20 protein-coding genes are annotated in these 24270 nt (G+C 45.1%); 5 read left to right on the top strand and 15 right to left on the bottom strand.

Going from position 1 to position 24270, the window contains the following annotated elements; genetic code table 11:
* Window positions 1-3: 3 nt before the first annotated feature.
* From glnG to add, 3 genes are all read left to right on the top strand, one after another.
* The gene (gene glnG / locus R7H07_RS18000) at window positions 4-1407 is read left to right on the top strand and encodes a nitrogen regulation protein NR(I) (RefSeq protein ID WP_017821941.1); all 1404 of its coding nucleotides are present in this window, start codon (window positions 4-6) and stop codon (window positions 1405-1407) included.
* A 102-nt stretch (window positions 1408-1509) separates the two neighbouring features.
* On the top strand, window positions 1510-4056 hold the full coding sequence (locus R7H07_RS17995; RefSeq protein ID WP_017635014.1) for an EAL domain-containing protein: 2547 nt from the start codon (window positions 1510-1512) through the stop codon (window positions 4054-4056).
* 146 nt (window positions 4057-4202) lie between these two features.
* Window positions 4203-5207 (top strand): adenosine deaminase, encoded by a 1005-nt coding sequence (gene add, locus R7H07_RS17990; RefSeq protein ID WP_005382965.1) that lies wholly within the window; start codon window positions 4203-4205, stop codon window positions 5205-5207.
* 69 nt (window positions 5208-5276) lie between these two features.
* On the opposite strand, the gene hemN is transcribed toward add, so the two are convergent.
* The 5 genes from hemN to R7H07_RS17965 all read right to left on the bottom strand — a co-directional run bounded on the left by hemN (window position 5277) and on the right by R7H07_RS17965 (window position 9984).
* A complete protein-coding gene (hemN, locus tag R7H07_RS17985; RefSeq protein ID WP_017635016.1) occupies window positions 5277-6668 on the bottom strand; it encodes an oxygen-independent coproporphyrinogen III oxidase in 1392 nt (463 codons plus the stop codon).
* A gap of 184 nt (window positions 6669-6852) precedes the next feature.
* The gene (locus R7H07_RS17980) at window positions 6853-7341 is read right to left on the bottom strand and encodes a DUF2489 domain-containing protein (RefSeq protein WP_005379254.1); all 489 of its coding nucleotides are present in this window, start codon (window positions 7339-7341) and stop codon (window positions 6853-6855) included.
* A 7-nt stretch (window positions 7342-7348) separates the two neighbouring features.
* A complete protein-coding gene (gene yihI, locus R7H07_RS17975; protein WP_005379252.1) occupies window positions 7349-7891 on the bottom strand; it encodes a Der GTPase-activating protein YihI in 543 nt (180 codons plus the stop codon).
* Window positions 7891-8529, bottom strand: coding sequence for a class I SAM-dependent methyltransferase (locus tag R7H07_RS17970; protein WP_005379250.1), 639 nt, complete (start codon window positions 8527-8529; stop codon window positions 7891-7893). The genes yihI and R7H07_RS17970 overlap by 1 nt, the downstream gene beginning before the upstream one ends.
* An 837-nt stretch (window positions 8530-9366) precedes the next feature.
* The gene (locus tag R7H07_RS17965) at window positions 9367-9984 is read right to left on the bottom strand and encodes a c-type cytochrome (RefSeq protein ID WP_005379248.1); all 618 of its coding nucleotides are present in this window, start codon (window positions 9982-9984) and stop codon (window positions 9367-9369) included.
* Between the two features lie 159 nt (window positions 9985-10143).
* Between R7H07_RS17965 and yihA the strand changes: the two genes are divergently transcribed.
* On the top strand, window positions 10144-10803 hold the full coding sequence (gene yihA, locus R7H07_RS17960) for a ribosome biogenesis GTP-binding protein YihA/YsxC (protein ID WP_017635019.1): 660 nt from the start codon (window positions 10144-10146) through the stop codon (window positions 10801-10803).
* A 747-nt stretch (window positions 10804-11550) separates the two neighbouring features.
* Here yihA and polA read toward each other — a convergent pair.
* The 3 genes from polA to hemB all read right to left on the bottom strand — a co-directional run bounded on the left by polA (window position 11551) and on the right by hemB (window position 16580).
* The gene (polA, locus tag R7H07_RS17955) at window positions 11551-14337 is read right to left on the bottom strand and encodes a DNA polymerase I (RefSeq protein ID WP_053303417.1); all 2787 of its coding nucleotides are present in this window, start codon (window positions 14335-14337) and stop codon (window positions 11551-11553) included.
* 619 nt (window positions 14338-14956) lie between these two features.
* Window positions 14957-15391 (bottom strand): GNAT family N-acetyltransferase, encoded by a 435-nt coding sequence (locus tag R7H07_RS17950; RefSeq protein ID WP_206959430.1) that lies wholly within the window; start codon window positions 15389-15391, stop codon window positions 14957-14959.
* A 127-nt stretch (window positions 15392-15518) separates the two neighbouring features.
* Entirely contained in the window at window positions 15519-16580 is a 1062-nt protein-coding gene (gene hemB / locus R7H07_RS17945) for a porphobilinogen synthase (RefSeq protein ID WP_031777176.1), read from the bottom strand.
* 184 nt (window positions 16581-16764) lie between these two features.
* On the opposite strand from hemB, the gene R7H07_RS17940 reads away from it, so the two are divergent.
* Window positions 16765-17526, top strand: coding sequence for a TatD family hydrolase (locus R7H07_RS17940; RefSeq protein ID WP_206959431.1), 762 nt, complete (start codon window positions 16765-16767; stop codon window positions 17524-17526).
* Window positions 17527-17985: 459 nt separating this feature from the next.
* On the opposite strand, the gene tatC is transcribed toward R7H07_RS17940, so the two are convergent.
* From tatC to rmuC, 7 genes are all read right to left on the bottom strand, one after another.
* A complete protein-coding gene (gene tatC / locus R7H07_RS17935; protein WP_005379234.1) occupies window positions 17986-18738 on the bottom strand; it encodes a twin-arginine translocase subunit TatC in 753 nt (250 codons plus the stop codon).
* Between the two features lie 68 nt (window positions 18739-18806).
* The gene (tatB, locus tag R7H07_RS17930) at window positions 18807-19205 is read right to left on the bottom strand and encodes a Sec-independent protein translocase protein TatB (RefSeq protein ID WP_033905892.1); all 399 of its coding nucleotides are present in this window, start codon (window positions 19203-19205) and stop codon (window positions 18807-18809) included.
* A 3-nt stretch (window positions 19206-19208) separates the two neighbouring features.
* Window positions 19209-19454: a Sec-independent protein translocase subunit TatA gene (gene tatA / locus R7H07_RS17925; protein ID WP_005382958.1), complete on the bottom strand. Its 246-nt coding sequence runs from the start codon at window positions 19452-19454 to the stop codon at window positions 19209-19211.
* A 52-nt stretch (window positions 19455-19506) separates the two neighbouring features.
* A complete protein-coding gene (gene ubiB / locus R7H07_RS17920; RefSeq protein ID WP_005379226.1) occupies window positions 19507-21141 on the bottom strand; it encodes a ubiquinone biosynthesis regulatory protein kinase UbiB in 1635 nt (544 codons plus the stop codon).
* Window positions 21138-21773 (bottom strand): SCP2 domain-containing protein, encoded by a 636-nt coding sequence (locus tag R7H07_RS17915; RefSeq protein ID WP_005379213.1) that lies wholly within the window; start codon window positions 21771-21773, stop codon window positions 21138-21140. Before R7H07_RS17915 ends, ubiB begins: the two co-directional genes overlap by 4 nt.
* Before the next feature lie 11 nt (window positions 21774-21784).
* A complete protein-coding gene (gene ubiE, locus R7H07_RS17910) occupies window positions 21785-22564 on the bottom strand; it encodes a bifunctional demethylmenaquinone methyltransferase/2-methoxy-6-polyprenyl-1,4-benzoquinol methylase UbiE (RefSeq protein ID WP_206959432.1) in 780 nt (259 codons plus the stop codon).
* Between the two features lie 77 nt (window positions 22565-22641).
* The gene (rmuC, locus tag R7H07_RS17905) at window positions 22642-24174 is read right to left on the bottom strand and encodes a DNA recombination protein RmuC (protein WP_005379209.1); all 1533 of its coding nucleotides are present in this window, start codon (window positions 24172-24174) and stop codon (window positions 22642-22644) included.
* Window positions 24175-24270: the final 96 nt, after the last annotated feature.

Below are 24270 nucleotides of genomic sequence, written 5' to 3'. Positions count from 1 at the left end.
TACATGAGTAAAGGATATGTTTGGGTCGTTGATGACGACAGTTCAATTCGCTGGGTAATGGAGAAAACGCTCTCCTCTGCCAACATCAAATGTGAAACCTATGCCGATGGGGAAAGCGTGTTAATGGCGCTCGAACGCGAAGTGCCGGATGTTCTAGTATCAGACATTCGCATGCCAGGTATTGATGGGTTGGAGCTACTAAAGCAAGTACAGCGCGATTACCCAGACCTTCCCGTGATTATCATGACCGCGCATTCAGATTTAGATGCGGCAGTGAATGCGTACCAAAAAGGTGCTTTTGAATATTTACCAAAACCTTTTGATATTGATGAAACTTTAACTCTGGTTGAACGAGCCATTGCACACAGCCACGAAAACAAACGCGAGCAGCTCTCTCCAGAAGACATTCCAGCAGAAACGCCTGAAATTATCGGTGAAGCACCAGCGATGCAAGAGGTGTTTCGCGCCATTGGTCGTCTTTCTCGCTCCTCTATTTCAGTCTTGATTAACGGTGAATCGGGCACGGGTAAAGAACTCGTTGCTCATGCACTGCACCGTCACAGTCCACGTGCTAACAAACCTTTCATTGCGCTCAATATGGCGGCGATTCCCAAAGACTTGATTGAATCAGAACTGTTTGGCCACGAAAAAGGCGCGTTTACGGGAGCAAACAATGTTCGTCAAGGACGATTCGAACAAGCCAATGGCGGCACTCTATTTTTAGACGAAATCGGCGACATGCCATTAGACATTCAAACTCGTTTACTACGCGTTCTAGCTGACGGGCAGTTTTATCGAGTGGGCGGTCACTCTCCGATCAGTGTCGATGTACGAATTGTCGCGGCAACACACCAGAACTTAGAAAAGCTGGTGCAAGAAGGTGACTTCCGTGAGGACCTCTTTCATCGCTTAAACGTGATTCGCGTGCAGATCCCGGCACTGCGTGAGCGTAAGCAAGACATTGAAAAGCTCACACAGCATTTTCTTATCCGTGCGGCTGATGAGCTTGGTGTGGAAACAAAAACTCTCCACCCATCGACCGTGGAGATTCTTAACCGCCTTGATTGGCCTGGCAACGTTCGTCAATTAGAGAATATTTGCCGTTGGTTAACCGTTATGGCCAGTGGTAGCGAAGTGTTACCAAATGACTTGCCAAGCGAACTACTCGAAGAGAAAAAATCCATTTCAGACTCTGCACATGGTAGTTGGCAAGAACAATTGGCGGATTGGGCACGGCATTCACTCGCAGCAGGAGATAAAGAACTACTTTCTTACGCTTTACCAGAATTTGAACGCATTTTATTAGAAGCAGCCTTAGAGCACACTAAAGGTCATAAGCAAGATGCCGCTAAAGTATTAGGCTGGGGGCGAAATACACTCACCAGAAAATTAAAAGAATTGTACTGACAATCACTTACGTGGTGCGTTAACAACGAGCGTCGTTTGTCACTCGATATTAATAAAAACATCAGTACAATTGTGGCGCACCACCATCTATGTGATTAGGCGATGTCTACTGCTACGACTCAAATTACACTGCGTACTGCTGTTCTGATTCCATTTGTCATGATCTTCTTACTGGCGATCGGTGTCATTGTCTACGTCCAAAAACAAAGTTACGAAGAAGTGGTCACGGATATCAGTGACAAGCAACTTTCCGTGTTAACCGAAAGTGTCCACGACCACCTCAATAGCTATCTACGTAAGCCTTTTACTGCGGTTATGGCTCTCGCGCACAACGTCAGCTATCACAACCTTTATCGCCCTCACGATACCTCAGACATTCAAAACTACCTGCTAAGTGCATTCAAAAATCTTTACCAATCGATACCGCAGTTGGATGTAATCGCATTTGGTTCAGAAAACGGCGACTTTGCAGGCTTTCGCCGCGAACTTTCCGACGATTACACCTTAATGGTGCAAGATCGCCACACCGATGGTGATCTGGTTATTTATGGAACCAACCATGTGAGTAACAACATTCGAACGGTTATCTCCCAATACGATCCTCGCACTCGCCCATGGTATAAGCCCGTTGCAGAGAGCCAAAACGCCACTTGGTCTGAAATTTATACCAACGCTGATGAACGCCAGGATATTACGCTATCAGCCATGACGCCGGTGTACAAACACGACCAATTTGCTGGTGTTTTGGTGACAGACATTCGTATCAATACATTCAACGAATTCCTGCGCGAGTTAAAATACAACACTAAAGCGTCGGTCTACATCATGGACCCAGATCATCGTTTAATCGCTCACTCAGGCCCGGGAAGCGTCATCTCATGGGGCACAAAATTTTCGGATAAAGGGCAGCGTTTGCTTGCCGCTGAAAACGCAGACCCGATCATCAAAATCAGTGCGAGCCGCGTCCGGTCTTTCGATCTCAACAACACCAAGCAACCTTATACTTTTTCATTTGAACATGATGGACAACGTATTTTCAGTCGGCTAACCCCGTATCGAGACCAAGATGGCTTAACATGGTTTATTGGCACCTCCATTTCGGAGTCCGAGCTTCTCGGCCTGTTACCAAAAAGCCAGCAAGAGAGTTGGCTCGTTGGCATTATTGTAAGCCTATTTGGGATCGCCATCAGTTGGATCATTTTCAACCGAGTTACCAGACCAATTAACGCGACGGCCGCCGCCGCTCAGCACCTGGCAAATGGGGATTGGGATAGCGGCATGCCAAAGCCTGGTTATGTGTATGAGACAACCGTACTGGTTCATGCTTTTAATGAAATGGCGAACAATCTAAGAGCTTCATTCAAAGCATTGCGTGAACAGTTAGTTTATGACTCTCTAACACGCTTATATAGCCGTCAGGGTTTGGTCGAAATCTGTGAAAATCAGTCTCATCTTTGTCACGGCAGTTTATTTTTACTTGGTATCAACAAATTTAGAGATATCAACGACAGTGTGGGTCATCACAACGGCGACCAGTTGTTGGTCAGCATCGCTGAAAGGCTAAAACAGCAGTTTCGTGACAACGCATTATTGGCTCGGATTGGTGGTGATGAGTTCGCGGTGTTTCTCTCAAATGTCGACACTGAAACCAAAATTAAACAAACCGAGCGTCGATTACAGCAACTCTTTTCCACCCCATTTATGGTGGAAGGCGAGAATGTAGTGATGAAGATTTCACTTGGTATTGTACAAACCCAGCCAAACGAAACCATGCCTTTATGGTTACGCAACGCCAGCATCGCATTAAGTTACGCTAAACAAGACTCACTGACTGGTGTTTGTCACTACAGCCCAGAACTAGCGAGCGCTTCAAAGTTTCGTACGCAAATGCTGACCAAGATCCAAACTGGCATTGAAAACCGAGAGTTTATTCCTCATTACCAACCGATTGTGGATCTCGTCAGTGGCACAGTGTGTGGCGCCGAAGCACTGGCGCGTTGGCATAGCGACTCAGGTATGGTGTCACCATTAGATTTTATCCCAATCGCGGAAGAAAGCGGCATGATCAAAGCCATCGGCCAACAGATTCTGTTACAAGCTTGTCGCGACACTTACCAAGCGATCGAAAGCAAACAGTGGCCGTCGGACTTCCAACTGCATGTGAATATCTCCGTTAATCAACTATCTTGCCCAAGTTTTGTTGATACGGTGACAAGCGTATTGGATATCACGAAATTACCAGCAAGTAACCTCACACTAGAGATCACAGAATCACGTATCATTGATAGCGCACCGACCACACTAGAAAATATGACTAAACTGCGTGAAATGGGTATTGGTATCGCGATAGATGACTTTGGCACCGGCTACTCATCACTGGGTTACCTCCACTCTCTGCCGTTTACCTGCTTGAAGATTGATCGCACCTTCATCAATCAACTCACACAAGAAAACTTAAACAGTTCAGTCGTCGCTGCCGTCATCAATATCACAGCAGGTCTCAAAACTAATGTCGTCGCGGAAGGTGTCGAGGATAGCAATCAAGCACAATTACTGCGCTCTTTAGGCTGTAATCAGGTGCAAGGCTTCTACTACAGCCGCCCTATGCCACTAGAAGAATGGCCAACACATTTGGTGAACATGAAGTAGAAAAGAGCGAGAATCGTTGATTTCCTAGTCATCCTCTACTGACAATCTACCCAACTGTTATTTATACTTAACTGCAAATCTTACCCATGTATTGTCACAGATGATGTTTGGGCCCTGTTCCAGTTCATAACTATCGGATCGACAAAATGATAACGAAGAACCTTCCTCTTACTGATTTGCACCGTCACCTCGACGGTAACATTCGTACTAAAACGATTCTTGAGCTAGGCCAAAAGTTTGGCATTGCCCTACCAGCGTACGATATTGAGTCTCTCACTCCTCACGTTCAAATTGTCGAAGCGGAACCCTCTCTTGTTGCTTTCCTTTCTAAGCTCGACTGGGGTGTTGCTGTACTGGGCGATCTAGATGCGTGTCGTCGTGTCGCGTACGAAAACGTAGAAGACGCGCTAAACGCACAAATCGATTACGCAGAGCTGCGTTTCTCTCCTTACTACATGGCGATGAAACACAAACTACCAGTAGCGGGGGTTGTTGAAGCCGTCGTGGACGGTGTGCAAGCGGGTATGCGCGATTTTGGCGTGAAAGCCAACCTGATCGGTATCATGAGTCGTACATTTGGTACTGACGCATGTCAACAAGAACTGGACGGCATTCTGAGCCAGAAAGATCACATCGTTGCCGTTGACCTTGCGGGTGACGAGCTAGGCCAACCGGGTGATCGCTTTGTGTCTCACTTCAAGCAAGTACGCGATGCTGGCCTTGGGGTAACGGTCCATGCTGGTGAAGCAGCAGGTGCAGAGAGCATGTGGCAAGCAATCAATGAGCTGGGCGCAACTCGTATCGGTCACGGCGTAAAAGCGATTCACGATCCAAAACTGATGGATTACCTAGCAGAAAACCGCATTGGTATTGAATCTTGCCTGACGTCAAACTACCAAACAAGTACGGTAGAAACGCTAGAAAACCACCCTCTCAAGCAGTTCCTAGAGCATGGCGTTCTTGCGTGTTTGAACACTGACGATCCAGCGGTTGAAGGCATCGAACTGCCATACGAATACGAAGTAGCGGCACCAGCCGCTGGCCTGAGCCAAGACCAGATTCGCCAAGCGCAAATCAATGGCCTTGAGATTGCGTTCCTTTCAGAAGCAGAAAAATCGGAACTGAGAGAAAAAGTAAAAGATCGCGCTTAAATCCAGCGAAAACATAAAAAAATGCCAGCATCTGCTGGCATTTTTTATATCTTGAATCTGTATCTCTGATTAAATAACACGAGAGAATTGTTGCTGACGCGCCTTCGCTCGCAGGTACTTATCGAAGCTCATACAAATATTACGGATCAGCAAACGACCTCGCAGCGTCACACGAATTTCATTGTCATCCACTTCCACCAGCTCATCGTTGATGAAGGTCTGAAGTAGCTGTAAGTCTTCTTTAAAGTACTGATCAAACTTCACTTTAAACTCAGACTCAATGGCTTTCTTGTCTAACTTGAAGTTACAAATCAGCTGCTTAATCACTTCACGACGGAGCAAATCATCGGAGTCCAGCGAGACCCCTTTCCATAGAGCGTGACGAAGTTCGTTGACTTGAGCGTAGTATTTCTTCAGCTCTTTCTGGTTTTGCGCGTAAGCATCGCCGATCATCGAGATTGCAGAAACACCAAAGCCAACCAAGTCACATTCACCTTGTGTGGTGTAGCCTTGGAAATTGCGATGCAAAATACCTTCGCGCTGGGCAACAGCAAGTTCATCGTCCGGCAAAGCAAAGTGGTCCATACCGATAAATTGGTAGCCAGCACCAGTCAGTGTCGCGATGGTGTCTTGCAGAATCGCCATCTTCTCCTCTGCTTTTGGCAGGTCTTCGTCTTTAATCTTACGCTGCGCTGCAAATAGCTGTGGCATGTGCGCGTAGTTAAACACGGATAGACGGCCCGGCTGCATCTCTAGCACTTGTTCTAGAGTCTTGGCAAAAGATTCTTTGGTCTGCTTCGGTAAACCGTAAATCAAATCTAGGTTCGTCGAACGAAAGCCTAACTCTTTTGCGCGCGCAACCATCGCAACGATGAACTCTTCATCTTGCTCACGATTCACCAGTTTTTGCACTTCTTTGTTGAAGTCCTGCACACCGATGCTCAAGCGATTGAAGCCTTCACTACGCAGATGATCCAGCATGGTCAGCTCGATTTCACGCGGGTCAACCTCGATACTGATTTCAGCATCGCTACTAAAAGTAAACTCTTGGCGTAGCAGGCTCATTACACGCGTGATTTGCTTTTCAGAGAGAAACGTCGGTGTACCACCACCAAAATGCAATTGCGTCACAGTGCGACCAACAAGTAATGCAGCACGTTGACGAATTTCGTGTTCAAGCACGTCGAGGTATTCATCCGCTTTGTGCGAGTGGCGTGTAATGACTTTATTACATCCACAGTAGTAACAAAGCTTGTGACAGAACGGAATGTGTACGTACAGCGATAATGGGCGTTCTGGGTATTGAGTGCATGCCATATCATAATCAGAAATGGTGAACGCTTCATGAAACTCCAGCGCCGTTGGGTACGACGTATAACGAGGCCCGGAATAGTTGTACTTATCCAATACCGCTTGATCCCAGACGATTTGCTGTTTCGATTCAGTGTGTTGATTCGACATGGTGGTACTTTCCGTTAAATGCTAGGGCAACGAAAGCCGTCACCCGATATTCAGAGCCGCTATTTTGCCATACGACGATGACAAGCGTGGCAACGCCGACTGGCTTTTTAAGTATAAAACTAAAGAAGTGCTAGCGTGATCACGATACCCCCATTAGCCATAAGGAGACTATTGGGGGTCGCGCTTAAATCATCTGAATATTGATTTGATTATTCAGTGGCTGGACGTTTTTCTGCAACACTTTGAGCTCCTCAATAATCGCATCAGTGAGGCGGCTTTCCGCTTTATGACGCGTCAAGTTCTGTTGCATACGCTCTTTCTTGGCAAGTTGTTGGCGTTCTTCGCCACGCGCCATATCTTTCACTATGTGGTAAAGCTCAGAAATCGCAGGGTACGTTTTATCGAAATCAACGCGGTCTTCACCTTGTACATAATCCATGATGTTATACACACGGATACTGATTTCAGATAAATCGCACTGCCCTTGAATGCCCGCCTGACACAAGGTATGCACATTCTCAAAAATGTTGGCGTTACGTTTGTCTATCGCCAATTTTTGATGCTTCAGCTGCAATTCCTTTTGCTTTTTCAATTGAAGCAGAAGGTAACCTGCATAAGAAGCGAGTGCGATGATAATCACAACACCAGCAATAGCTAATAAGGTTACATTCATAGCTTAATTATCCTTTATAGTCGTCGAAATTAATGTCGTCGAAATCTGCCAGCAAGTCATCATCGTTGCGCGTGCTTTTCTCAGCAGGTGCAGTGAAGTCTTCCTCTTCTTCAGGTTCCAACAAGCCTAGTTGGTCCATTAGCTTCTCAATGCGATCGAGTTTCTCATCGACGAATTTCTGTAGACCTGTGCCCAGGTTTTCACCCGCTTCAATACGGTCTAGCAACACGTTCAATTGCGCGTCATTTTCTAGCATCTCTAGTTCTTGCTCTGCCGACAAACGACGCTCTTGCTTCGTCATTTTCTTCGCAGGTTCAACAATCAGAGGTATTTTCTTTTTGCTGCCTAAGCGCGGGTCGCGATTTTGTGCAGCAGCTTGCTTTTTCTGCTCGTTAACTTCTGAGTTACGGTTACCCGTTTTCAGACCTTTACGCTTTTTAGCACGCTTGCGTAAGCGGCCTTCCACATCAGATTCTGTACGGTTACGAGTTACAACAAACTCAGGTGCACCAGCGGCACCCGGTTTTCTAGATTTTTTACTACGGCTCATTACTGGGGTTTCCTCAGTAAAATTACATCATTACCAATAAATTCGAGTTCGAGCTTATCCCGCTCTGCTAGGAACTGGAACGTGTCACGACTAAAGAACACTACGTGAGTGAGATCGTTCTTATAATGCCATGATTTGAAAGCCTCCACGTCGATGACCATTTTCGTCATCAGGCCTATCCAGCCCCCTGGCTTAACTAAATTCAACCATTGCTTCCACACCAAATCTGGGTGGTAGAGGTGCTCTATCACCTCTGTTGCTGTCATGAAGTCGTACGTTTTTTCTAAAACCGACGTATCAGGGTGGTAGTAGAGATCGTACAACGCCATGTTGTGCCCCGCCTCTTCCAGCATCAAGGACAGCGTTGGACCAGGACCACAACCAAAGTCGATACCATTTGATTGTGGAGAAATTCGCTCTGTGATCGGGTCAGCAATACGCGACAAAAAGCGTCGGTAACCCAAATCATCGGGGTTGTTCTCATGCAAATCATAGTGAGCTTTTTCGCTTTCCGCATCCAAACGTTGGTCTGGATTTACGAATACCAAGCTGCACTGCTCACATTGAAGATATTCACGACGCTTATCTTCAAAATAATGGTGAGTGCGCTGATTTTGGCATAAAGGACAGGTATGCATGCTGACTTCCTCAAACAGGGATGCGAAACATACCAGAAAGTGAACTCGGATTGGAGTGTTGTTGAGTGTTTTTTCAGCAATTTTTGTTAAAAAACTTTGTTTACAACCTATAAAGCTAAATAAGTGCAGTAATCTCAATTCAAGTTACGACTGAGCAAGTCAACGGATATAAAAAAAGCGACAGTCAGACTGTCGCTTTCTAAGTGCCATCAATTGGCGAAACTGTGTTGCACACATTTGGTGCACCAATGATCCCTTTGTTTTTAGAGCTTTCCCTGCCAAAAAGAGTTGTTTTTCATCTTCCTGATGAGTTTTGGCTATCCGTTTACTTCCTGTCTACTGAGCAACTTCCTGTGCCTGATCCGTTTCACTGTCTTAACCGTCAGACGAGATGACCATCCTTATCTGATAGGCTCCCTACCTATCTAAATCCCTTTCTAAATCACCAAGCATCCGAGCTACATCCTTGGAGACCTAAACCGTGGTCTTAAATCCTTACATTCACCCCCTGTGAACGACTTCTACTTTACGCCATCCCGTTATGCTCACAAGTAATGGGTTGAAAAAAAATCCGCCTATTTTTCTAAAAAATCAAAATTATCATTTAATCAAAAACTTAAAAACACTAACAAGAAAAAGCCAACATCAAGTATGGCAAATGTCTCACAAACTGCCGAGCCAACTATCGCTTTCGCATCCAAACTCGACTGTGATATCTGTCACGAACAAAAATGCCCTAGTGGATTCACTAGGGCATTTTTGTACAAGTTGCTCGAACGATGTAGGGACATCTACCCAACCAGCTCAAGATGCAGGATCTTGAGCGATTTAGGTATATTAGTGCAGACCGCCAACGTATTTAGACAGCACTTCGATATCTTCGTCTGTCATTTTCTTCGCGATGTCGCGCATCATGGCATTCATATCATTACCACGGTCGCCATCACGGAATTTTTCTAGCTGAGCTTTGATGTAGTCAGCATGCTGACCAGAAATTTTCGGGAAACCTGAAAGCTCAGTACCATTGCCACGAGGACCATGACATGCAATACATGCGGTTAGGCCACGCTCGGCATCACCAGCGGTATAAAGCGTTTTGCCTTTTGCTACTACATCTTCAGGTGTTGAGTTTTCTGAAACTGGTAGCGAAGCGTAGTAAGCAGATAGGTCTGCGATATCTTCATCGCTCAGTGGCATTGCCATACCACTCATTACAGGATCGTAACGACCTTGTTTACCACCACTTGTCATGCCTAGCTTAAGTTCTTTTAACTGCTTCTCAAGATACTTAGCGTGTTGGCCTGCGAGTTTCGGGTACGTTGTTATTGCACTGTTGCCATCTGCTCCGTGACAGGCGACACAGGTTTGTGATTTTGCTTTACCAGCCTCAATATTACCTTGGGCCCATACTGAGCAACTGGCTAAAAGACTCAAAATTAGCGCTAATTTCTTCATGACATTCCATTATAATTATCAAGCTTCCAGTACCACGGAATGTGAACATACCGCGTACACTCATGGTACAATAGGCGACCTTATGCCGAGCACGGTTATTTTACACATTTTCACAAAAAAGTAATCAATCGACTACACAAAGTCGAGATGGAGTTAACAGTGAGCGTAAAAATTCATTACCAAAATACGCATTTCATCACCAGCGCACCCGATATTCGTCACCTGCCGGAAGACGAAGGTGTCGAAATTGCGTTTGCAGGACGCTCAAACGCTGGTAAATCGAGTGCACTTAACCGTCTAACTAATCAAAAAAGCTTAGCCAAGACATCAAAGACACCTGGTCGTACGCAATTAATCAACCTTTTCAAAGTAGAAGAAGGTTGTCACATTGTCGATCTACCTGGATACGGTTTTGCTCAAGTACCGGTAGAAATGAAAAACAAATGGCAGAAATCTTTGGGTGAATACCTACAGAAACGCGAGTGCCTAAAAGGCTTAGTGGTTCTAATGGACATTCGTCATCCAATGAAAGATCTCGACCAACAAATGATTTTCTGGGCCATCGATAGCCACATTCCTGTGCAAGTTTTGCTAACCAAAGCAGATAAACTAAAAAGTGGTGCACGCAAACAAACTCTACTGAAAGTTCGTAAGCAAGTAGAAACTTTCGGTGGTGACGTTTCTGTTGATGTGTTCTCTTCACTGAAAGGATTAGGTGTCGATCAGCTACGTGCAAAACTGGATACCTGGTTTGCACCAGCACTAGCACACCTGATAGAAGAAGACGAACAAGAGATACCAGCGAGCGATGAAGAATAATTAACAATATTTGTTAAATTTCTTCGACACGGCCCTGCCATTTGGTGGGGCTTTTGTTTATCTGAACTAAATAACAGGCAATAAAAATCCCCGCCTTCCTGGCAGGGATAACGGGAGAGAAAAATTGGTAATTATTGTTATGTGACGAAGCATTGCTGAACTGAGATTCGATTTCAATAGGTTAAAAAGCGCTCTTGTTTCCTGTGTATCACCAAACATTCACTCCAAAAACACCCAATAGCGTTACAATTCAGACAGTTAAGCCAAGCAAATCTTCAAAAAGATGTAACTTAGTTTCTTTCAAGAAAAAATAATAGTGTGACTGGCGTAAATTTACAGGATGAATAACGCAATAAATTTGAAGGAAAAATCGAGATTTTGCAGTGACTTAGAAAGGTCAAAAAAGAAGGTTTTTGAAGGCTAACTTTAAGCTGCTGATCCAAAAGAATAATTTTCTTTCGCCCAATAAAAAACGCCCCAGTCAAAAACTGACTGGGGCGGCTGAATCAGCCTAATCCAATAACGTGAAACAAAAGGTCTGAAAGATAGAACATCTTACCTCTGTACCCTACGAGTATTAATGTACAACAATTGGTCAGAATTGCAAAGAATTTTTGTAGTTTTTTTTCATGAAATTTTTATTAAGCAACATCAAAGTTAACTTTGCGCTAGCTTTTTTAATCTCAAAAAAAAGCCAGCGTTTGTGCGCTGGCTCATAATTAATTGGTTATTTTGGTCTAAAAGTGACTAATGAGCTTGATCCCAGTTATCACCGTGACCTGCTTCTGCAACCAACGGTACTTTTAGCTCTGCTGCAGATTCCATCAATTTCTGTACTTTACTTTCAATTTCGGACAATGATGACTCTTCAACTTCAAAGACCAATTCATCGTGTACTTGCATTAATAACTTCACACGACCATTGCCTTCTTCCTGAATCCACTGATCAACCAACAGCATCGCTTTCTTAATGATGTCCGCTGCCGTACCTTGCATTGGTGCGTTGATTGCCGCACGTTCAGCAGCTTTACGACGCATCCCGTTGCGCGATTTGATTTCTGGCAAATGCAAACGTCGACCAAAAATCGTTTCAACATACCCTTTATCTGCTGCTGTGCTGCGTGTGTCTTCCATGTACTGCATCACGCCTGGGTAACGTTCAAAGTATGTATCCATGTACGCTTGAGCCTCACCACGAGGAATGCCTAATTGCTTCGCCAAACCAAACGCACTCATGCCGTAAATAAGACCGAAATTAACCGCTTTCGCACGACGACGTTGCTCACTTGAAACGTCCTCAATAGAAACACCCATGATTTCTGCTGCGGTTGCCGCGTGGATATCTTTGCCATCACGGAATGCATTCAATAAAGCTTGGTCGCCAGAAAGGTGCGCCATGATGCGCAGTTCGATTTGCGAGTAGTCGACCGCTAAGATTTTATGCCCTGATGGCGCGACAAACGCTTGACGAATACGACGGCCAGCTTCGTTACGAATTGGAATGTTCTGTAAGTTCGGATCAGTAGAAGATAGACGACCCGTTGCAGTCACTGCTTGGTGGTAAGAAGTATGCACGCGCCCCGTCGATGGGTTGATCATCTTCGGCAGTTTGTCGGTGTAAGTTGATTTTAGCTTCGCCAAACCACGGTATTCCAAAATCAGTTTTGGTAGTGGGTAGTCTAGCGCGAGTTCTTGCAGAACTTCTTCATTCGTCGATGGTGTGCCTGATGGCGTTTTCTTCACAACCGGTAAACCCATTTTTTCAAATAGGATGGCTTGTAATTGCTTTGGCGAGTTCATGTTAAACTCTTGCTCTGCAATTTCGTACGCTTTCTTTTCAAGCTCATCAAGGCGAGCGGTAATCTCGACCGACTGCGCACTCAGCTTCATTTCATCGATAAAGACCCCAGTGCGTTCAATGCGCGAAAGAACTGGCACCAACGGCATTTCAATCTCTTCGTAAACTGTCTTCAGGCTTTCATCCTGCTCGATATTAGCAAACAAGCGATTGTGCAGACGAAGGGTCACATCCGCATCTTCTGCCGCGTATGGCGATGCTTGTTCCAGTTCGATTTGGTTAAACGTAAGCTGATTTTTGCCTTTACCTGCAATTTGCTCAAAAGAAATGCAGCTGTGCTGTAGGAAGCGAAGCGCCAAGCTGTCCATATCGTGTTTACCGCCGACACTGTTGTAGATATACGATTCCAACATCGTGTCGTGCTTAATACCTTTTAGCTCAATGTCGTAACGAGCGAGTACAGACGCATCATACTTTAAGTTTTGACCGACTTTTGCTTTCGCTGCATCTTCAAGAATTGGCTTCAGCTGTTCTAGTACCCAATCACGATCAAGCTGTTCAGGCGCATCTAAATAGTCATGTGCAACTGGCACATAAGCCGCAATACCTTCATCGACAGCGAATGACAAACCAACTAGATTCGCTAGCATGTAATCTAGGTTATCGGTCTCCGTATCAAATGCAAACAGCTCAGCCGTTTGAAGTTTATCTAGCCAAGCATTGAAGGTTTCTTTATCCAGAATTGTTTCATATTGGCTGCGATCGATTGTTACCGCAGAAGTTTCCATCTCGGCTTGAGAAGAAGAAGCTTGTGAAGATCCTGCAAGCTCTACGGCCTCCACAGATCCAGAACCGCCTTCAAGTAGTTCATTCAACCAAGATTTAAACGTCAGTTGGCCATACAGCTTCACTAATTCGTCTTTATTTGGTTCCGCTTTCAGCAATGATTCTGGCGTTTCCTCAAGCTCAACATCCAATTTGATGGTCGCGAGCTCATACGAAAGCATGGCATTTTCTTTGTTGTCGATGAGCTTTTTCGCCATGGTTTTAGAACCACGGAAACCAAGCCCTGCAATATCATCGAGGTTTTCATACAACTTCGTCAGACCACCAATACCTTGCAGTAGTGCGGTCGCTGTTTTATCACCGACACCCGGTACACCAGGAATGTTATCTACTTTATCGCCCATCAGTGCTAAGTAGTCGATGATCAACTCAGGTGGAATGCCAAACTTTTCAACCACACCTTCACGATCCATTACGACGTTCGTCATGGTGTTGATCAAGGTAATGTTATCATCCACTAGCTGCGCCATGTCTTTATCACCAGTACTGATCAATACAGGCATGCCCTTTTGTGATGCTTGGTATGCTAACGTACCGATGACGTCATCCGCCTCGACGCCAGGAACACAGATCAGCGGCAAACCCATTGCACGAATAACATTGTGTAATGGTTCAATTTGACAACGCAGGTCATCCGGCATTGGCGGACGATTCGCTTTGTATTCTGCATACATATCATCACGAAAGGTTTTTCCCTTTGCATCGAAAACCACCGCGATGCGCTCAGACGCAAACTGACGCATCATGCTGCGTAACATGTTCACGACGCCGTAAACGGCATTAGTTGGAATTTCACCATTGCTCATGGTGCCCGGGTAGGCGTGAAAAGCGCGATATAGGTAAGAAGAGCCGTCGATAAGGATCAACGGATTTTCAGGAATACTTGCCATAATTGTCTGTATCCAATTCAGTACTTGAGAGATCTGCCTAGGATGCCATGACTGCTGATCTGAATCTATCTTGTTCGCTCGATCTAGGTCGCGTAAATTTTTCCGACTTTATTCACGAAAACACCACCTCCTGTGGATAACTCTGTTTATAGAAATTATCCACTGGTTATCCAATAACAAAAAACACAAGAAAACACCAACCCAAACCATTGATTAATAACAACAAATTCGCATAACGGCGAGAAGATCAACGTTCCTAAAATGATCATCGCATGTGGAAAAGATATTAATAGTGACGTCAAATAGAAATCGTAGAAAAGAAAAAAGCGACCCGAATGGGGTCGCCTAGCAGAAGTGGTAAAGCAAATTCTGTAAATAGAGCAGCTTAACCAAGAAGCTATAAATTACACTGGAAGCAATGTGAGCAATGTCGTGTCAAAAAGAATTCGTGCAAGTTCTCGGAAAAATGTTTCATCACTTCTCAACTTTCAGTTAATTAACTTCTGTTAATAAGTCACTCAACGTCCTTGTGAACTTTCCTCATTCCCTAAGACAGGCTTAATAATAATGATTCTCATTTCGTAGTCAACAGTTAAATGAGAAAAAATCTCATTTATTTTCACATTGCTTTAATGAAATGCACTCGAGACTCTCGAAGATTTACTTTTTCTTCAAACTTTTCAATTATATAGCCATTTCTCAATAACAAGCGAAGCATAGCCGGAAACTGGTTTCGAGATTTCACTTTTAATGTGTTGTAGCCTTGTTCTACCACCCAATCCTCTTGAGCTTCCAAAAGCAGCTGTGCCACGCCTTCATTTCGAGCTTCAGGGACAACACCACCTAACCAGCTATAGAAAACACCATCCTCTAATTCGTAACCTATTTTGAAGCCGACAATCGTGCCATTTTTTTCTGCAACGAGGATTAAACTGTTTTTCTCTTCTAAACGTTGAGTCATGGAGTCTACCGTTTCTCCTTTCGAAAACTCGGTAACACGCGCCACAACTTGAAGTGCTTCTTCCAATGTGCCTTCACGAATCAGCATTGTCATTGTTCTCTTCTCCAAAATAAAAATACCCAAGCACCTTGGATTGTTACTGTTGTAATCCGCCTGAGGTTACTTGGGTATATACAGACGAACAACTCTTGTTGGTCTGGTATTTCTCACTGAGCGATAATTACTCTTCTGTCGCTTCCGGAGTACGATTTAGGTGTTGAGCAGTTTGTGCATTCTCTTCTGCCAACCACTCAGCAACGTCTTTCGCAAAGTACGTTAAGATGCCATCTGCACCTGCACGTTTGAAGCACAATAGTGATTCCATCACAATTTCACGCTCTTTGAGCCAGCCATTCATGATCGCCGCTTTATGCATCGCGTACTCGCCAGAGACTTGATAAGCAAATGTCGGTACTTGAAGTTCAGTTTTTACTCGGCGAACTACATCTAAGTATGGCATACCAGGTTTAACCATCACCATGTCCGCACCTTCATTGATGTCTAGCGCCACTTCGTGAATCGCTTCATCAATGTTTGCTGGGTCCATTTGGTAGTTTTTCTTGTTGCCGCCTTTTAGATTTGAAGAAGAGCCAACCGCATCACGGAATGGTCCGTAGTAGTTCGATGCGTACTTAGCCGAGTAAGCCATGATTTGAGTATGAATGTAGCCCGCGTTTTCTAATGCTTCGCGGATCTTACCAATTCGGCCATCCATCATGTCTGAAGGCGCGACTACGTCAGCACCCGCTTCTGCATGAGACAAAGCCTGCTTAACCAATACTTCTGTGGTTTCATCATTCATTACGTAGCCATCTTCATCGATGATGCCGTCTTGGCCATGTGTCGTGAATGGGTCAAGTGCCACGTCTGTGATTACACCAATTTGAGGAATGTGTTCTTTAAGCGCTCGTACTGCTCGCTGAACCAAACCTTCTGGGTTGTAGGCTTCAGTAGCACATAAGCTTTTAGCGTCTTGGTTTACGACAGGGAAAAGCGCGATTGCTGGAACGCCTAGATTTGCAAGGTATTGTGCTTCTTCTAGCATTAAATCAATCGACAAACGCTCTACACCCGGCATGGACTCCACGCTCTCACGACGATCTTTACCCATAAGAATGAACATTGGGTAAATCAGATCATTAACAGAAAGTTGGTTCTCAGCCATCAAACGACGACTAAAATCGTGCTTACGTAAACGACGCATACGGCGTGCAGGGAATGGACCTTGAATTGATACAGACACCATTTTCTCCTTGTCTGGACGGTTATGATGATCAAATCATCTGGTGAACAAAATCATATCACTCTTGATGCATGTTGCGAGTGACAATCTGGAAAAAGGTAATGAAAAAAACTGAAAATGACCCAGCACTCACACTCAAGTATACTTCGAATACGAAACCAACCATGAAGCACAGAGAGTAACGATGATCGATACCCACGCGCACATCTATGCCAGCGAATTTGATAACGACCGCGATGAAGTAGTACAACGCGCCTTAACGCAAGGCATTAATAAAATCCTGTTGCCAAACATCGATCTGGACTCAATTGAGCCCATGCTAAAAACCGAAGCGGCGTATCCAGACGTGTGCCACTCAATGATGGGGCTGCACCCTTGCTATGTGGATAACAACGTTGAGCAAACGTTGGAGATCATCCGCGGCTGGTTTGAGAAACACAAGTTTATTGCGGTGGGCGAAATCGGTATCGACCTATATTGGGATAAAACCTATCGTGCTGAGCAAGAAATAACGTTCGTAGCTCAACTTAACTGGGCAAAAGAGATGGATTTACCGGTCGTTATCCACACTCGTGATTCGATTGAAGAAACACTCACTTTGCTACGACAAGAGCAAGATGGTCGTCTGCGTGGTGTATTCCACTGTTTTGGAGGCAGCTTAGAAGAAGCACAAGCAATCAATGAGCTAGGCTTCCACTTAGGCTTAGGTGGCGTATCAACCTTTAAGAATGGCGGAATGGATAAAGTCATTCCACATTTGGATATGCAGTGGGTCATTTTAGAAACCGACTGTCCATATTTAGCGCCTGCGCCACACCGTGGTAAACGTAATGAACCAGCCTACACTTCTCTCGTTGCACAACGTGTTGCCGACTTGCGTGATGTCGACATCGCAACCATCGATGCCATAACGACTGAGAATGCCAAAAAGCTGTTTAATATTTAATTCACGAGAATTGAAAAAAGCGACGAAATCAACGTCGCTTTTTTATCACCTAAACTATTGAATGAACGATTCAACCTGTTGAAATAGTAGAACAATCCATACAAAATTATTGATAAACATAATAATTAACTAGCAACTCTACTTACTTCTCATATCGTCACTTTACTTCGTCCGCTTTGCAAAACTGTCGACAACTCGACACATTATTTTTCTATACTGATTTACGCCCATTAATTAGCACAAATGTAAAACAGCATGAATATGGAAGTTGAAGTGTGTACACATGGTGCTTACTTACAACGCGTACCGCGCAGTTTTTTTCAAAAGCTGCTGGGCATCAAGGAAGTATACGTATGCACAAAATGTGGTTACGTCATGAAAGTTAAGTAATTAGCCCAAGAAAAAACCAACCGCAAAAAAAGCGGCTCAATTGAGCCGCTTTTCACATCTAGATTAGCCTTATTCTTCGGTTTCCGCTTCTACTTCTTCGCTTCGACGAGTATAAAAACGCGCGAAGAACAAACCGACTTCAAACAGTAAACACATCGGAATAGCGAGTAAGGTTTGCGAGATCATGTCTGGTGGCGTTAACACCATACCTACGACAAACGCAGCCACTATAATATAAGGACGTTTCTGTCTTAAATCTTCTGGTGTCGTGGCCCCAGTCCAACACAACAAAATAATCGCAACAGGCACCTCGAATGCGATACCAAACGCCATAAATAGCGCCAGCACAAAGTCGAGATAACTCGAGATATCAGTTGCAAACTCTACTCCACCAAGAGAGATGGCGGTAAAGAAGCCAAACACCAATGGAAATACCACGAAGTAGGCAAATGCCACTCCACAGTAGAACAATAGCGAACTAGAGAACAGCAGTGGCATGATCAATCGACGTTCATGCTTGTACAAACCTGGCGCTACAAATGCCCACACTTGATACAAGATAAACGGCACCGCAATAAATACCGAAGCAATTAACGTCAGCTTAAGTGGCGTAAAAAAAGGTGACGCTACATCCGTAGCAATCATGGTCGCGCCTTCAGGTAGACGTTCTACTAAAGGTGCGGAAACAAACTCGTAAATGTGGTTAGAGAAATAAATTAGTCCGACAAACACGACCAACACTGCGAGGATTGAGCGCAGTAGTCGGTTGCGAAGCTCCAACAAATGACTAATTAAAGGTTGTGTCTGCTCGACGGTAGACATGGCAAACCTCTTATTAAAAACCAGATCAAAAAGGAGCTACCAATCACTAGTAGCTCCTCCTAATGAGACTATTCGGCTTTCTTATCTGCCGCTGTAACCTTGCTCTCTTGCGCTTTCTCTACCTTTTCTGCTGCTGGCTCTGTTTTTACAGGCTCAGCCTCTGAATCGGTGTTCTTTGCGTAAGGACGATTTACAGATTGCGCTGCCTTCTTCAACTCTTCAACTGAAGATTTCAACTCAGGGGACAAATCATCCATCCCCATTTGTTCTGCTTTGCGCAAGTTTTCTTGCAGCTCTTGGACTTTCAGCTCGTGTGACAATTCGTCTTTGACGCTATTTGCCATACTCTTAGCGGCACCGATAAAGCGAGACACGCTGCGAATAGCATGAGGCAAACGCTCCGGCCCAAGAACGACCAGACCAACAACAGATATTAATACCAGTTCCCAAAAACCGATATCAAACACGTTTTACGCCTGCTCTTTGTCTTTTTTCGTTTCAGGAGCAGCTTCTTTTTTCTGCTGCTCTTCTAGACTTTTTGGTTCGAAGTCTGCGTCTTTGTCATTTTTCGCAGGTTCATCTTCGCTCATCGCTTTTTTGAAGCCCTTAACGGCACCACCCAGATCGCCACCGATACCGCGTAGTTTCTTTGTTCCGAATAGCAATACAACAATTACAGCAATGATTAGAAGTTGCCAAACACTGATACCACCCATTCTCTTTACCTCGGGTCTTTAAACAAACAAAAATATTTCAAGAGTTTAACGTCTATTGACGATAAGCTCGCCAACTAAGCAGCCAAAATGTGACACCTGCGATACCGCAGGCCAACGAAAGCTGCTCAAAAGCATCGTTCACCAATATTGCCGAGCATACGACTAAAGTCGCGCCAACGCCAAACAAAAACTTTCCTGTCGCCTGCTGGCGCTTGCTCTGGCGATACCCTTGATAAAGCTGATCCATACGTTGATTCATCGCTTTACCTTGTTTCAGGCTATCGTAAAGTAGCTCTGGCAGTTCAGGTAATTTCTCTGCCCAAAATGGTGCGCGGTCTTTAATCGCATTCACTAGAGCTTGCGGCCCAACTTGATTCATCATCCATTCCTCCAGGAATGGTTTTGCGGTCTCCCACAAATCAAGTTGAGGATATAGCTGCCTACCAAGCCCTTCCACGTACAACAGCGTTTTTTGCAACAGTACAAGCTGTGGCTGAACCTCCATATTGAATCGACGTGCCGTGTTGAACAAATTCAACAACACATGACCAAAGGAGATTTCGCACAATGGCTTAGCAAAAATAGGCTCACACACAATGCGAATCGCGAACTCAAACTCATCGACATTGGTATCCGCAGGCACCCACCCTGAATCCACATGTAACTCCGCCACTCGGCGGTAGTCACGATTGAAAAACGCCAGGAAGTTTTCCGCCAGATAACGCTTGTCTTCGCTATTAAGTGTACCAACGATTCCGCAATCTAGCCCTATCCACATTGGGTTCTCTGGATGTTCGGGTTTGACGAACACATTACCCGGATGCATATCGGCATGGAAAAAGCTGTCTCGGAACACCTGAGTGAAGAACACACTCACACCGCGTTCCGCGAGCAATTTCATATTGGTGCCATTTGCTTTCAAGCCTTCAATATCAGAGACTTGAATGCCATATATTCGCTCAGAAACCATGACAGTTTCATTACTGAAGTCGGGAAAAACTTCAGGAACATACAATTCTTCGCTGCCCTCAAAGTTGCGGCGCAACTGAATGGCATTCGCCGCCTCACGTCGCAAGTCGAGTTCATCAAGCAGGGTTTTCTCGTACTCACGCACGACTTCAACTGGTTTTAAACGACGTGCTTCAGGCATCGCTCCGGCGACTATACGCGCCATTCGGTGCATCAGTTTTAGATCTGAATCAATGACTGGGCGAATATCTGGGCGGATAACCTTTAATACCACTTCTTGGTTAGTGTCTTTTATGCGCGCAGTATGTACCTGAGCAATCGACGCAGACGCCAGTGGTTTGATATCAAACTCGGTAAACCATTTTTCTAACGGACCACCTAATGCTTGCTCCATCTGCTTTTTTGCCAACTCGCCATCAAAAGGCGCGACTTGGTCTTGAAGTAAAGCTAGGGGATCAGCGATATGCGGAGGAAATAAGTCACGGCGCGTCGACATCATCTGACCGAACTTAATCCAAACCGGCCCCAGCTCTTGCAGTGCTAAACGCAGACGTTCACCGAGTGGTTTTTCTGGGTGCTTGTTCTTAATCCAAAACAAGCTTTTGCGCAGTAAAAGCGGCGCTTTGGTCAGTTGGTGATCGGGAAGCAGCTCATCTAAGCCGTATTCCAGTTGTACTTTGGCGATGTGGTATAAGCGCTTTAGTTCTGCTGGCGTCATGGTTTCTCCAATGCAGGCTTATCTGCATCCAGCTTATTCAGCAAAGCCGTTAAACGAGCTTCAATACGAGAAGCCTGGCTGCGAACCTCATCAACTTGGTCGCAGAAATAGGCCACTTCTAACGGAGCGGGAGCCAGTTTCCATTCTTCAGTCACTACTTGCGCAAGATGACGCTGGTGTTTTTCTGCTTGAGACGCAAGAAAGTTGCCGATGTTTTTTGAACCTTGCACAAAGGTATGTGCGGCGACATCGCCAGTCACGCGAGACAACCACTCTTCAACATCTGGTTTGCAATCCACCATCAACTGAGAGAATTTCTGCGCCAATTGAATATCGCCTTCGAGTTCAAGTTTATCTTGTTTAATAAGACGAGTGATGTTGGCCTGATCGCGCAGCTCTGGTAACACACTCAAGTTGAGCGATAGATAGCAGTTAGGCTGCCCTTCGTAATGACCAAGCACATCAATTTGCTGACTAAAAACGAATGTCAGTGTTTTATTGATCTCTTTCAGGTGAACTTGAATAACTTGACCTTTTAGACGCGCTAAACGACGGCCCAATGCAGGGTCGTCTTTGATCAGTGTATTCAGTGACGTTTCAATCACCGCGGTGATAAGTGGTTCAAATGGCATGCCGTTAACCCTTAGAATTTATAACCGCGATGCAAAGCCACAATACCACCAGTTAAGTTGTAGTATTTGGTGTTTTCAAAACCTGCTTCTTGCATCATGCCTTCCAGCGTTTCTTGGTCTGGATGCATACGGATTGACTCCGCTAGGTAGCGGTAACTCTCTGAGTCATTCGCAACTAGCTCACCGATTCTCGGCAACAAGTGGAATGAATATGCGTCGTATACTTTCGATAACGGCTCTAGCACTGGTTTTGAAAATTCCAACACCAATAGACGGCCGCCTGGCTTCAGTACGCGGAACATTGAACGAAGCGCTTTGTCTTTGTCAGTCACATTACGCAAACAAAAACTGATGGTGATGACATCAAAATAATAATCTGGGAACGGCAGTTCTTCTGCGTTGGCTTGAACGTAATGCACGTTACCCACAATACCGTTATCACGCAGTTTATCGCGACCAACGTTAAGCATTGAGTTATTGATATCGGCAAGGATGACATGGCCTTCATCGCCAACAATGCGCGAGAATTTCGCCGTCAAATCCCCCGTACCACCACCTAGGTCAAGAATACGTTGGCCAGGGCGAGCGCCACTACAATCGATAGTGAAGCGCTTCCAAAGGCGGTGAATACCACCTGACATCAGGTCATTCATGATGTCGTATTTTGTTGCCACGGAGTGGAATACTTCGGCAACCTTAGTCACTTTTTCGTCTTTTGCCACTGTAGAGAAACCAAAGTGAGTGGTTTCATTCTCTAACGCTGTATTGGATTGCAAACTTGTGTCCGTCATTCTAATTCCTCTTAGGCAGCGCTTTCCTCTACGGGGCGTTTGTTGACAAATAAAATCGCCCACTGCACTGCGGGCGATTAGTTTACTTTATCCTCAGCCGGATGTCTTTCTACTAACGGGTCATTTTCTGAAAATGCATCACTCTGCGCTAACTGCGCGAGGTCGGAAGAAATCGGTCGTTTAATTTCAACTCCCAAGTGTTTAAAGCTTTCGGCTTGGCGAATCACATTTCCGCGCCCTGTGGCAAGCTTGTTCATCGCACCTTGATAGCTTTGATTCGCCTTATCCAGCGCACCACCGAGCCCCTCCATGTCGTCTACAAACAATCGTAATTTGTCGTAGAGTTTTGTCGCACGCTGCGCAATCATTTTGGCGTTTTCATTTTGGCGTTCATTGCGCCATAGATTATCAATGGTGCGCAATGCCACCAGCAACGTTGTTGGGCTCACCAAAATGATGTTTTGCTCCATCGCGTCTTTGATCAAACTTGGATCGGCTTGAATCGCGACTTGGAACGCCGGCTCAACCGGGATAAACATCAGAACATAGTCCAAACTCTGAATACCTTTGAGTTTGTGGTAGTCCTTCATGCTTAACCCTTTGATATGTGCACGTAGAGCGGCTAAATGCGCATTCAAAGCCTGATCGCGCTCAGCATCAGTTTCGGCGTTGAAGTAGCGCTCATAGGCAACCAGCGCCATTTTAGAATCCACAACCACTTGTTTGTTTTGTGGGAGATGAACAATGACATCAGGTTGGTAACGCTTGCCTGCTTCATTTTGTAAGTTCACCTGAGTCTGATATTCGTGCCCTTCACGCAAGCCAGATTCGGCAAGTACCCTAGCGAGCACCACTTCGCCCCAGTTACCTTGTTGTTTGTTGTCCCCTTTCAACGCTTGGGTCAAATTAACTGCTTCGCGCGTCATTTGCTCGTTCAAACGTTGCAGGTTTTTCAGCTCATGCACTAAGGTATGGCGCTCTTTAGCTTCTTGGCTAAAGCTGTCATTAACGTGCTTTTTGAACCCTTCTAACTGTTCTCTAAGCGGTGACAACAAGCCTTCTAAACTCTGACGGTTTTGCAAATCGACCTTCGCGGTTTTTTCTTCAAACAGTTGATTTGCCAAGTGCTCAAATTGTTGTTTCAAGCGTGCTTCCGCTTGTTCTAAAATTTGCAGTTTTTCTGCATTGGCTTGGTTAATTTGCTCATGGCGAGCTTGCTGTTCACGCAGTTGCGTTTCTAGACGTGATTTGTGTTCACGCATTTGACCAAGCTCATCGAAGTATTGCTGGCGCTCTTGCTTTACGGCCTCGAAGTAACGCAGTTTTTCCATAGCTGCCATCAGCTTTCCGTGCGTTTGACGCACTTCAAACGCGGCTTTATCGCGCTCATCATCTAACTCATCCAACTCTTGCTGAGCATCGGCAAGGCTTTGCTTGACCTGTTCAAGTTGCTGTTGATGAAGCTGTTTTTCTGAAACAAGTTGTTGCTCGAGAAGCTGAGTTTGGGTGATAAAACGCTGTTTCACCCACCAACCGGCAGCGACACCACTAAGCGTGGCAGCACAAAGAGAAGAGAGAATGAGAGATTGGTACTCAAGAATCCATTGCATAATAGCGAGTTAGCCTGTGTTTTGTATCTATAACAATGGTATTTAGACACTGGATAAATGTCCAGTTTGTTGGATGAAAAATCCTCGCATACACTA

It is taken from the genome of Vibrio sp. Vb1127 (assembly GCF_033338735.1).
In the GTDB taxonomy this organism is placed as follows: Bacteria; Pseudomonadota; Gammaproteobacteria; order Enterobacterales; family Vibrionaceae; genus Vibrio; species Vibrio alginolyticus.
The sequence above is the reverse complement of the archived record's forward strand: the minus strand, read 5'-3'. Positions and strand labels throughout refer to the sequence as shown.

Excerpts from the sequence above, each read along its gene's own strand:
- glnG (WP_017821941.1), top strand. The coding sequence starts at position 4 with ATGAGTAAAGGATATGTTTGGGTCGTTGATGACGACAGTTCAATTCGC.
- R7H07_RS17995 (WP_017635014.1), top strand. The coding sequence starts at position 1,510 with ATGTCTACTGCTACGACTCAAATTACACTGCGTACTGCTGTTCTGATT.
- add (WP_005382965.1), top strand. The coding sequence starts at position 4,203 with ATGATAACGAAGAACCTTCCTCTTACTGATTTGCACCGTCACCTCGAC.
- hemN (WP_017635016.1), bottom strand. The coding sequence starts at position 6,668 with ATGTCGAATCAACACACTGAATCGAAACAGCAAATCGTCTGGGATCAA.
- R7H07_RS17980 (WP_005379254.1), bottom strand. The coding sequence starts at position 7,341 with ATGAATGTAACCTTATTAGCTATTGCTGGTGTTGTGATTATCATCGCA.
- yihI (WP_005379252.1), bottom strand. The coding sequence starts at position 7,891 with ATGAGCCGTAGTAAAAAATCTAGAAAACCGGGTGCCGCTGGTGCACCT.
- R7H07_RS17970 (WP_005379250.1), bottom strand. The coding sequence starts at position 8,529 with ATGCATACCTGTCCTTTATGCCAAAATCAGCGCACTCACCATTATTTT.
- R7H07_RS17965 (WP_005379248.1), bottom strand. The coding sequence starts at position 9,984 with ATGAAGAAATTAGCGCTAATTTTGAGTCTTTTAGCCAGTTGCTCAGTA.
- polA (WP_053303417.1), bottom strand. The coding sequence starts at position 14,337 with ATGGCAAGTATTCCTGAAAATCCGTTGATCCTTATCGACGGCTCTTCT.
- R7H07_RS17950 (WP_206959430.1), bottom strand. The coding sequence starts at position 15,391 with ATGACAATGCTGATTCGTGAAGGCACATTGGAAGAAGCACTTCAAGTT.
- R7H07_RS17940 (WP_206959431.1), top strand. The coding sequence starts at position 16,765 with ATGATCGATACCCACGCGCACATCTATGCCAGCGAATTTGATAACGAC.
- tatC (WP_005379234.1), bottom strand. The coding sequence starts at position 18,738 with ATGTCTACCGTCGAGCAGACACAACCTTTAATTAGTCATTTGTTGGAG.
- tatA (WP_005382958.1), bottom strand. The coding sequence starts at position 19,454 with ATGGGTGGTATCAGTGTTTGGCAACTTCTAATCATTGCTGTAATTGTT.
- ubiB (WP_005379226.1), bottom strand. The coding sequence starts at position 21,141 with ATGACGCCAGCAGAACTAAAGCGCTTATACCACATCGCCAAAGTACAA.
- R7H07_RS17915 (WP_005379213.1), bottom strand. The coding sequence starts at position 21,773 with ATGCCATTTGAACCACTTATCACCGCGGTGATTGAAACGTCACTGAAT.
- ubiE (WP_206959432.1), bottom strand. The coding sequence starts at position 22,564 with ATGACGGACACAAGTTTGCAATCCAATACAGCGTTAGAGAATGAAACC.
- rmuC (WP_005379209.1), bottom strand. The coding sequence starts at position 24,174 with ATGCAATGGATTCTTGAGTACCAATCTCTCATTCTCTCTTCTCTTTGT.